Here is a 6612-nt window from a genome sequence, read left to right as displayed (position 1 = left end):
CGCCGTTCGCTGCGGGCCGCGCAACACCGCCAGATAGCCTGCCCTGGTGAGCACGCAGAGCCAGCACGACCAGTCGTCCCCCGCGCAGCCCGAGCTTCCGCCGGCGCGCGAGACCTGGACCAAGCTGCTGGTCGGCGTCGCGCTCTTCCTGGTGGTGCTGTTCATCGCGGTCCGGATCGGTGCCGAGCATGGCAACCAGGCCCGCTTCGGCTTCCCGGACAAGGTCGACGGCGTCCGGCTCGCCGAACCCGACCGTGCTCCCGAGGCGCGCGGGCGCGACCTCTACGTCCGCTACAACAGTGGCAGCGACGACCTCTACAGCCTGGTCGTCGAGTGGCTCCCCGAGACCACGGCCGAGGAGGCGATCGGTGACGGTCCGCAGCCCACCTGGTCCGGCGACGTCGGGTGCGCCGCGACGACGGAGGGCGCCCTCTGCCTCCACGTCTTCGAGGACGGCGTGATCCGGGTCAGCCAGAAGGGCGCCGACGTCGCCGCGGTCGCCGACCGCACCCACGCCTTCCTGGACGACATCACCATTCCGGACTGAGCGCCGCGCCCTTCCGTTCGAGCTACCGGAGCACCGGCAGGGTCAGCCGCGAGCGGTGCTTGGCCGAGTTGTGCACCCGCAGCACCGTCAGCGTGCTTGCCAGATCGGGAACCGTCGGCAACAGGTGCGGCACGTCGAAGGCCTGGATGGCGAGGCGCAGGCGGTGCCCCTTCTTGATCCGCGCCCCGGTCGGGAAGATCTCGACGTCCACCGTGCCCACCTGGCCCGGGGCCAGTGACCGCTTCGCCGCCTTGGTGAACGGGTGGTAGGCCTGCAGGATCTGCCCGTCGAGATAGCGGGTGCGGCGCCGGTCCAGGGCGCGGTGGGAGATCACCTGCCACCCGCCGGTCAGCCGGGTGACGGTGCCGTCGGGGGCGACGTCCTCCACGGCCACGCTCAGCATGCCGTCGCCGGTTGGGCTGGAGACGTGGATCCGCGCATTGAGCGGGCCCTGGAAGGAGAGCGGCCTCTTCAATGGCGCGCTGTCGAAGGTGACGCCGGCGGCGTCGTTGGGTGCGTTGTTCTCCAGGCAGGGGTTGATCAGGCCGGTCAGGTTCGGCAGCCCCGCCGTCCACTGGTTCATCGAGCGGGTGCAGAGCCCGGCGACCGGGATCGGCAGCACGTCGGCAGTGCCCGGCCGGGCCGTGCCACGGGTGAGCCGGCCGGCCTTGAGGTGCGCCGCACTCCCGGAGAGCGAGAAGCTGACCGCCCGGTGCTTCTTGCCGATCCACTGCTTGCCGGTGCGCCAACGGCCGCTGCCCTGCTCGTACCAGGTCAGGGGCGCGATGTCGGAGTCGAGGCGGGTGTCCTTGCGACCCTTGACGTAATGGTCGAACCAGCGCAGTTGGAGCTCGCTGATCGAGCCGACGCCGGCCTTGACGACCCCGGCACCCGAGGAGCCCTGGAGGTGGTCCCACGGGCCGACGATCATCTTCACCGGCACGCCGCGCTTGCGCAGCCGCTCGAAGACCAGCGGCGTGCCGCGCTGGAACAGGTCGAACTCGCCGGCGATCAGGAAGGTCGGCACCTTGATCTTGTCGACCACCTCGATCGGGCTGCGCTCGCGGTAGAACGGACCGTCGAAGGCCGGCTCGCCGCCCAGCAACGCGGTGAGCAGCATCGGGGTGGTGAAGGTGATCGCGCCGGCCAGGTGGCTGAGCAGTGCCATCACCCCGGAGCGCGGGTCGCTGGCGGCCACTGCGGGTGGGAGCACGCCGGTCGCGGTGACCAGTCCCATCCACAACGGCATGAAGCCGACGTCGATCTGGCCGCCGGAGGCGACGACGTCGCGGTAGACGTCCGCCGCGGGCACCTGCGGGAAGATCGCCTTGAGCCCCTTCGGGCGGGCGGACGCCGCCCACAGCTGCGAGATCCCCATGTACGAGGGGCCACTCATCGCCGTGCGCCCGTTGCTCCACGATTGGCGCTGCGCCCAGTTCATGATCTCGCCGGCGTCCTTGTTCTCGCGCTTGGCGAACGCCTGCCAGGTGCCCTCGGAGCTGCCGGTGCCGCGCGCGTCGACGGTGAGCTGCAGGTAGCCGCGCTTGACGAGGTAGGTGGCGTCGGCGCCGCCGAGGCCCATGCTGCCGCCGGCCATCACGGTCTTGTTGTAGGCGGTGATGGTGACCACGACCGGGAGCCGCCGCCCGACCACGGCACCCGAGGCGGTGACCGGTCGGATCAGGTCGCCGCGCAGCACGGTTCCGTCCGACATCGGGATCGCCAGGTCCTTGACCGTTCGGGTCGACGGGTACTGCGCGGGGCGCGGCTTCCACCGTGGGCCGCGTACCTGAGCGGTGCCCGCCGGTGCCGATGTGGCGGAGACCGCGATGGCGGGCGCGTGCGCCTGGGCAGGTGCGACGGTGGTCAGGGTGCCGGTTGCGGCGAGCGCAAGGGCTGCGATGCCGGCGCAGGCGCGGGTGCGCGCGAGGTTCATGGGGCCGTTCCTCTCGATGGTCACATCGAGAGGTCAACGAGAGTTGCCTGGCTCAGGTCACGCCGTCCGGCCTAGGGGCGGTGCCGTTCTGCGCCTTGCGGCGCGGCGGTGCGGGGCGTCAGCTGTTCAGCGCGTGACCGTCGAGAGCGTTCTCGTGCAGGTCGCGCAGGAACGGGGCCGCCTCGCGCAGCTGCTGCAGCAGGGTGACGACGTCCTGCGGCTCGAGGACGCGGGAGGTGGACGGCATGCCGGTGATCCGGTCGAGGGCGAGCTCCTCGGGAAGGCGGATGCCGATCTCGAAGCGGTAGTGCGTGTCCTCGAGGCTGAAGTCCACGTCGGCGACCAGGCCGGAGAAGTAGTCGCAGGAGACCGAGTCCCACAGCACGACGCGCTCACCGATGTCGAGGCCGCGCTCGAGGGCGAGGTCGGAGTGGTTGAGCAGGAGCGACCGCGAGCGGCGGGTGAGCTCGCTCATCTCGATGCCGATCAGCTCCATGGTGACCACCACTCCCTTCACGCCGAATCCCTTGTGACAGCGGCGTTCTGAGGGCTTCAACGAGCCATCCCCCGCAACGTCACGCCCTGGAGGGCCGCGAAAGTGTGACCTCAGTCAAGTGGCGTCCAACCGGCTGCGCCGACGACGATCATCCGGGCCTGGTTGCGCAGGTTGTCGGTGATCTCGTGACGTCGGGCGGGCGCGGCCTCGATGAACTCCGCAGCCGCGGAGACCATCAGGTCGACGAAGAGGGTGGCGAGCAGGGAGAGGTCGCGGGCGCCCCAGGCGGACAGCTCGGGCATGCGTGCCAGGTCGCGCGCCAGCTCGCGTCCGAAGAGGTCGAGCTCGTGGCGGATCGCCTCGCTGACCACGCCGACGCCGCCGTAGCGCTCGCGGCTGATGAACCGGAAGTGGGCGACGTCGTCCGCCAGGTGCGCGGCGAGCACGTCGACCGACTTGTCGATCAGCGCCTCGGGCGTCGGGTCGCCCCGCCGCACCTCGTTCAACATGGCCCGCAGGCTGACGAAGGACTCGTCGACCAGTGCCAGGCCGAGATCGTCGAGGGTGGCGAAGTGCCGGTAGAAGGCGGTGGGGACGATGCCCACCTGTCGGGCCAGTTGGCGCAGCGAGAGCGCAGCGAAGGCGCCGTCGCCGACCAGGCCCAGGGCTGCGTCGAGGATCGCGCGCCGGGTGCGGTCCTTCTTCTGCTGCCGGCTCTCGGGGGCGGGGGCTTCGCTCACGCGTGAAGTGTAGGCCTCAAGGGCCCATCTATTTCAGTGAGCACCCGTGCACCGTGGCGGAGGTCACGCGCACTGGCGGTTGACGGCGGGTGGAGGAGCGGTCGTACCTTTTCAGTGTACGGATGTTCACTCAATCTGGAGTTGGTTCCGATGAGCTTCGCCTCCACCTTGCTCCGCTCCCGAGCAGTCGCCTCGCTGACCTCGCCGCACGGCGTCGACCGGTACCTGGAGCTGGTCAACCCGATGTGGGCGGCCCATGAGGTCCGCGCCCGGATCGTCGACGTGCACCGCGAGGTCGACGTGGCCGGGCATCCGCCGGTCACCACCTTGACCCTGGCGCCCACCTCCACCTGGCGCGGGCACCGCGCCGGCCAGCACGTGCAGCTCGGCGTCGAGATCAACGGCGCGCGACGCACCACCCGGGTCTTCTCGGTCTCCAGCGCCGAGTCCGGCGCGGGGGATCGGTTCACGATCACCCTGCGCGCCAACCCCGAGGGCGTCGTCTCCCGCTTCCTGGCCGAGGAGGCAATGCCCGGCCAACTGGTGCATCTCTCCCAGGCGCAGGGCGACTTCGTGCTCCCGGATCGGATGCCCGAGCGGATCGTGCTGATCTCCGGCGGCTCGGGGATCACGCCGGTGATGTCGATGCTGCGCTCCCTGCAGCGCCGCACGCACCGGGGGCGGATCACCTTCGTGCACTACGCGCAGTCGCCCGAGCACCAGATCTACGCCGACGAGCTGGCCGAGATCAAGCGCGCCGGCTACGGCATCGACGTCCACCTGCTGCACCCCGAGCTCGGCGACCCGGCGTTCAGTCCGGCCTGGCTCTCGCGGCTGGTCCCCGACTTCGCCGACGTCGACACCTGGGCCTGCGGCCCGGCCCCGCTGATCGAGGCCGTGCGTGCGGCCTACGACGGCTCCGAGGCGCTGCGCGTCGAGTACTTCAAGCCGCCGCGCAACACCGCCGGCGCCGCGGGCGGCCAGGTCGCCTTCGCGCGCAGTGGCAAGGCTGCCGAGAACACCGGTGCCACCCTGCTGGAGCAGGCCGAGGCGCTTGGGCTGCGGCCCGAGTCCGGCTGCCGGATGGGCATCTGCTTCTCCTGCACCGCCACCAAGACCGAGGGCACCGTGCGCAACGTGCTCACCGGTGAGACCTCCGCCCTGCCGGACGAGCAGATCCGGATCTGCGTCTCGGCACCCGACGGCGACTGCACCGTCGACCTCTGACCACCTCTCCCTGTCACGGAAGGAAGCACCCCATGACGAAGACCACCCAGCCCGGCGCGGACAAGTTCCTGCTGAGTGCCGAGCAGCTCGAGCAGTTCGGCGCTGAGATGGACGCCATCCGGCACCGCGTGATCGCCGACCTCGGTGAGGACGACGCCAACTACATCCGCAACGTCGTCAAAGCGCAGCGCGCCTTCGAGGTCGCCGGGCGCGCGCTGTTCTATGTGCCGCCGGCCTGGGCGCTCGCCGTCGCCTCGCTCAGCGTCTCCAAGATCCTCGACAACATGGAGATCGGCCACAACGTGATGCACGGCCAGTACGACTGGATGGGCGACCCCGGCCTGAGCTCGCGGATGTACGAGTGGGACAACGTCTGCCCCAGCGATCAGTGGAAGGTGTCGCACAACTACATCCACCACACGTACACGAACATCCTCGACAAGGACCGGGACATCGGCTACGGCATCCTGCGGATGGACGAGGACCAGGAGTGGCGGCCCTACTACCTCGGCAACCCGGTCTACGCGTTCCTGCTGATGACCTTCTTCGAGTGGGGCGTGGCCCTGCACGACCTGGAGGTCGACGAGATCTTCGCGGGCAACAAGACCTGGGCCGAGACGGCGCCGCTGCATGCCGGACTGCTGCGCAAGATCCGGCGTCAGGCGCTCAAGGACTACCTGATCTTCCCGGCGCTCACCGGCCCGCTCTTCGTGCCGACGCTCGCGGGCAATGCGGTGGCGAACCTGGTCCGCAACGTGTGGGCGTTCAACATCATCTTCTGCGGCCACTTCCCGGCTGGGGTCTCCACCTTCACGATCGAGGAGACCGAGAACGAGACCCGAGGCGGCTGGTACTACCGCCAGCTGCTCGGCTCGGCGAACATCACCGGCTCGAAGCTCTTCCACGTGATGAGCGGCAACCTCAGCCACCAGATCGAGCACCACCTGTTCCCCGACATCCCGGCCCGTCGCTACCCGGAGATCGCGGCCGAGGTCCAGGAGATCTGCGAGCGCTACGGCCTGCCCTACAACACCGGGCCGCTGCACAAGCAGCTCGGCAGCGTCGCGAGGAAGATCCTGCGACTGGCGCTGCCCGACCGGATGCCGTGGCAGCGCTCGCCGAAGGCGGACGACGTGGCCCAGGCCCCGGTCGCGGCGGCCGCCTGATGGGTGCCGGCTCCCGCAGAACGGGTGCCGACCCCTCCGGTCAGGGGGCCGGAGGGGTGGTCCGGCGTGACGAGCAGCACCCTGTGGCCGTGCCGATTCCCTTGTCGCGGTCGGGGGACCTGCCCGAGACTGGCCGCACTATGAACTCCGAACGCGACCACATCAGCCGCGCCGAGATCCGCAAGGACGCGGTCCAGGACTCCGTCGACGCCACCATCAACGCCGTCTCCGCGGTCGGCAGCACGCTGACCGGAGCGGTGCGCGACATCGCGCACACCATCGGTGGCCTGGCCACCGACCTGTTCGAGATCCGGGCCGCTGCGCGCCGGGCGAGCAACGAGCACCTGCAGGACTGAGCCGGCGCGCGCCTCCTGCGCGCCCTGCCTGGACGTCCTGCGCTCCGAGGGCGCGCGGGGGCGCCGTTCGCATGACGTCGGGCGGGGCCGATGGGTCGCCCTGGGTCGCACGTCGGGGGATGAGCGAGAGGGCCCCGCATCGCA

At 70.2% G+C, this 6612-nt stretch carries 7 protein-coding genes; 4 read left to right on the top strand and 3 right to left on the bottom strand.

The genetic code is table 11. The annotated features are described in order from the left end of the window. The first annotated feature begins 46 nt into the window (after window positions 1–46). Window positions 47–547, top strand: coding sequence for a hypothetical protein (locus tag ABD151_RS08750; protein ID WP_343993368.1), 501 nt, complete (start codon window positions 47–49; stop codon window positions 545–547). A 22-nt stretch (window positions 548–569) separates the two neighbouring features. Here the strand turns inward: ABD151_RS08750 and ABD151_RS08745 are convergent, their stop codons facing one another. The 3 genes from ABD151_RS08745 to ABD151_RS08735 all read right to left on the bottom strand — a co-directional run bounded on the left by ABD151_RS08745 (window position 570) and on the right by ABD151_RS08735 (window position 3719). Beyond that, window positions 570–2483 (bottom strand): CocE/NonD family hydrolase, encoded by a 1914-nt coding sequence (locus ABD151_RS08745; protein ID WP_343993366.1) that lies wholly within the window; start codon window positions 2481–2483, stop codon window positions 570–572. A 118-nt stretch (window positions 2484–2601) separates the two neighbouring features. Next, the gene (locus tag ABD151_RS08740; RefSeq protein ID WP_343993364.1) at window positions 2602–3000 is read right to left on the bottom strand and encodes a hypothetical protein; all 399 of its coding nucleotides are present in this window, start codon (window positions 2998–3000) and stop codon (window positions 2602–2604) included. 89 nt (window positions 3001–3089) lie between these two features. Further along, a complete protein-coding gene (locus tag ABD151_RS08735) occupies window positions 3090–3719 on the bottom strand; it encodes a TetR family transcriptional regulator (protein WP_343993362.1) in 630 nt (209 codons plus the stop codon). Between the two features lie 150 nt (window positions 3720–3869). On the opposite strand from ABD151_RS08735, the gene ABD151_RS08730 reads away from it, so the two are divergent. The 3 genes from ABD151_RS08730 to ABD151_RS08720 all read left to right on the top strand — a co-directional run bounded on the left by ABD151_RS08730 (window position 3870) and on the right by ABD151_RS08720 (window position 6468). Then, window positions 3870–4946 (top strand): ferredoxin reductase, encoded by a 1077-nt coding sequence (locus tag ABD151_RS08730; RefSeq protein ID WP_343993360.1) that lies wholly within the window; start codon window positions 3870–3872, stop codon window positions 4944–4946. A 32-nt stretch (window positions 4947–4978) separates the two neighbouring features. After that, window positions 4979–6112, top strand: a complete 1134-nt coding sequence (locus ABD151_RS08725) for a fatty acid desaturase family protein (protein WP_343993358.1) — start codon at window positions 4979–4981, stop codon at window positions 6110–6112. 140 nt (window positions 6113–6252) lie between these two features. Continuing rightward, window positions 6253–6468, top strand: a complete 216-nt coding sequence (locus tag ABD151_RS08720) for a hypothetical protein (RefSeq protein ID WP_343993356.1) — start codon at window positions 6253–6255, stop codon at window positions 6466–6468. Window positions 6469–6612 lie beyond the last annotated feature (144 nt).

Source organism: Nocardioides dubius (assembly GCF_039528155.1).
GTDB classification, from domain to species: Bacteria; Actinomycetota; Actinomycetes; order Propionibacteriales; family Nocardioidaceae; genus Nocardioides; species Nocardioides dubius.
Note: the sequence above shows the minus strand (reverse complement) of the source record. Positions and strands in the feature narration are given on the sequence as shown.

Excerpts from the sequence above, each read along its gene's own strand:
- ABD151_RS08745 (WP_343993366.1), bottom strand. The coding sequence starts at position 2,483 with ATGAACCTCGCGCGCACCCGCGCCTGCGCCGGCATCGCAGCCCTTGCG.
- ABD151_RS08730 (WP_343993360.1), top strand. The coding sequence starts at position 3,870 with ATGAGCTTCGCCTCCACCTTGCTCCGCTCCCGAGCAGTCGCCTCGCTG.
- ABD151_RS08725 (WP_343993358.1), top strand. The coding sequence starts at position 4,979 with ATGACGAAGACCACCCAGCCCGGCGCGGACAAGTTCCTGCTGAGTGCC.
- ABD151_RS08720 (WP_343993356.1), top strand. The coding sequence starts at position 6,253 with ATGAACTCCGAACGCGACCACATCAGCCGCGCCGAGATCCGCAAGGAC.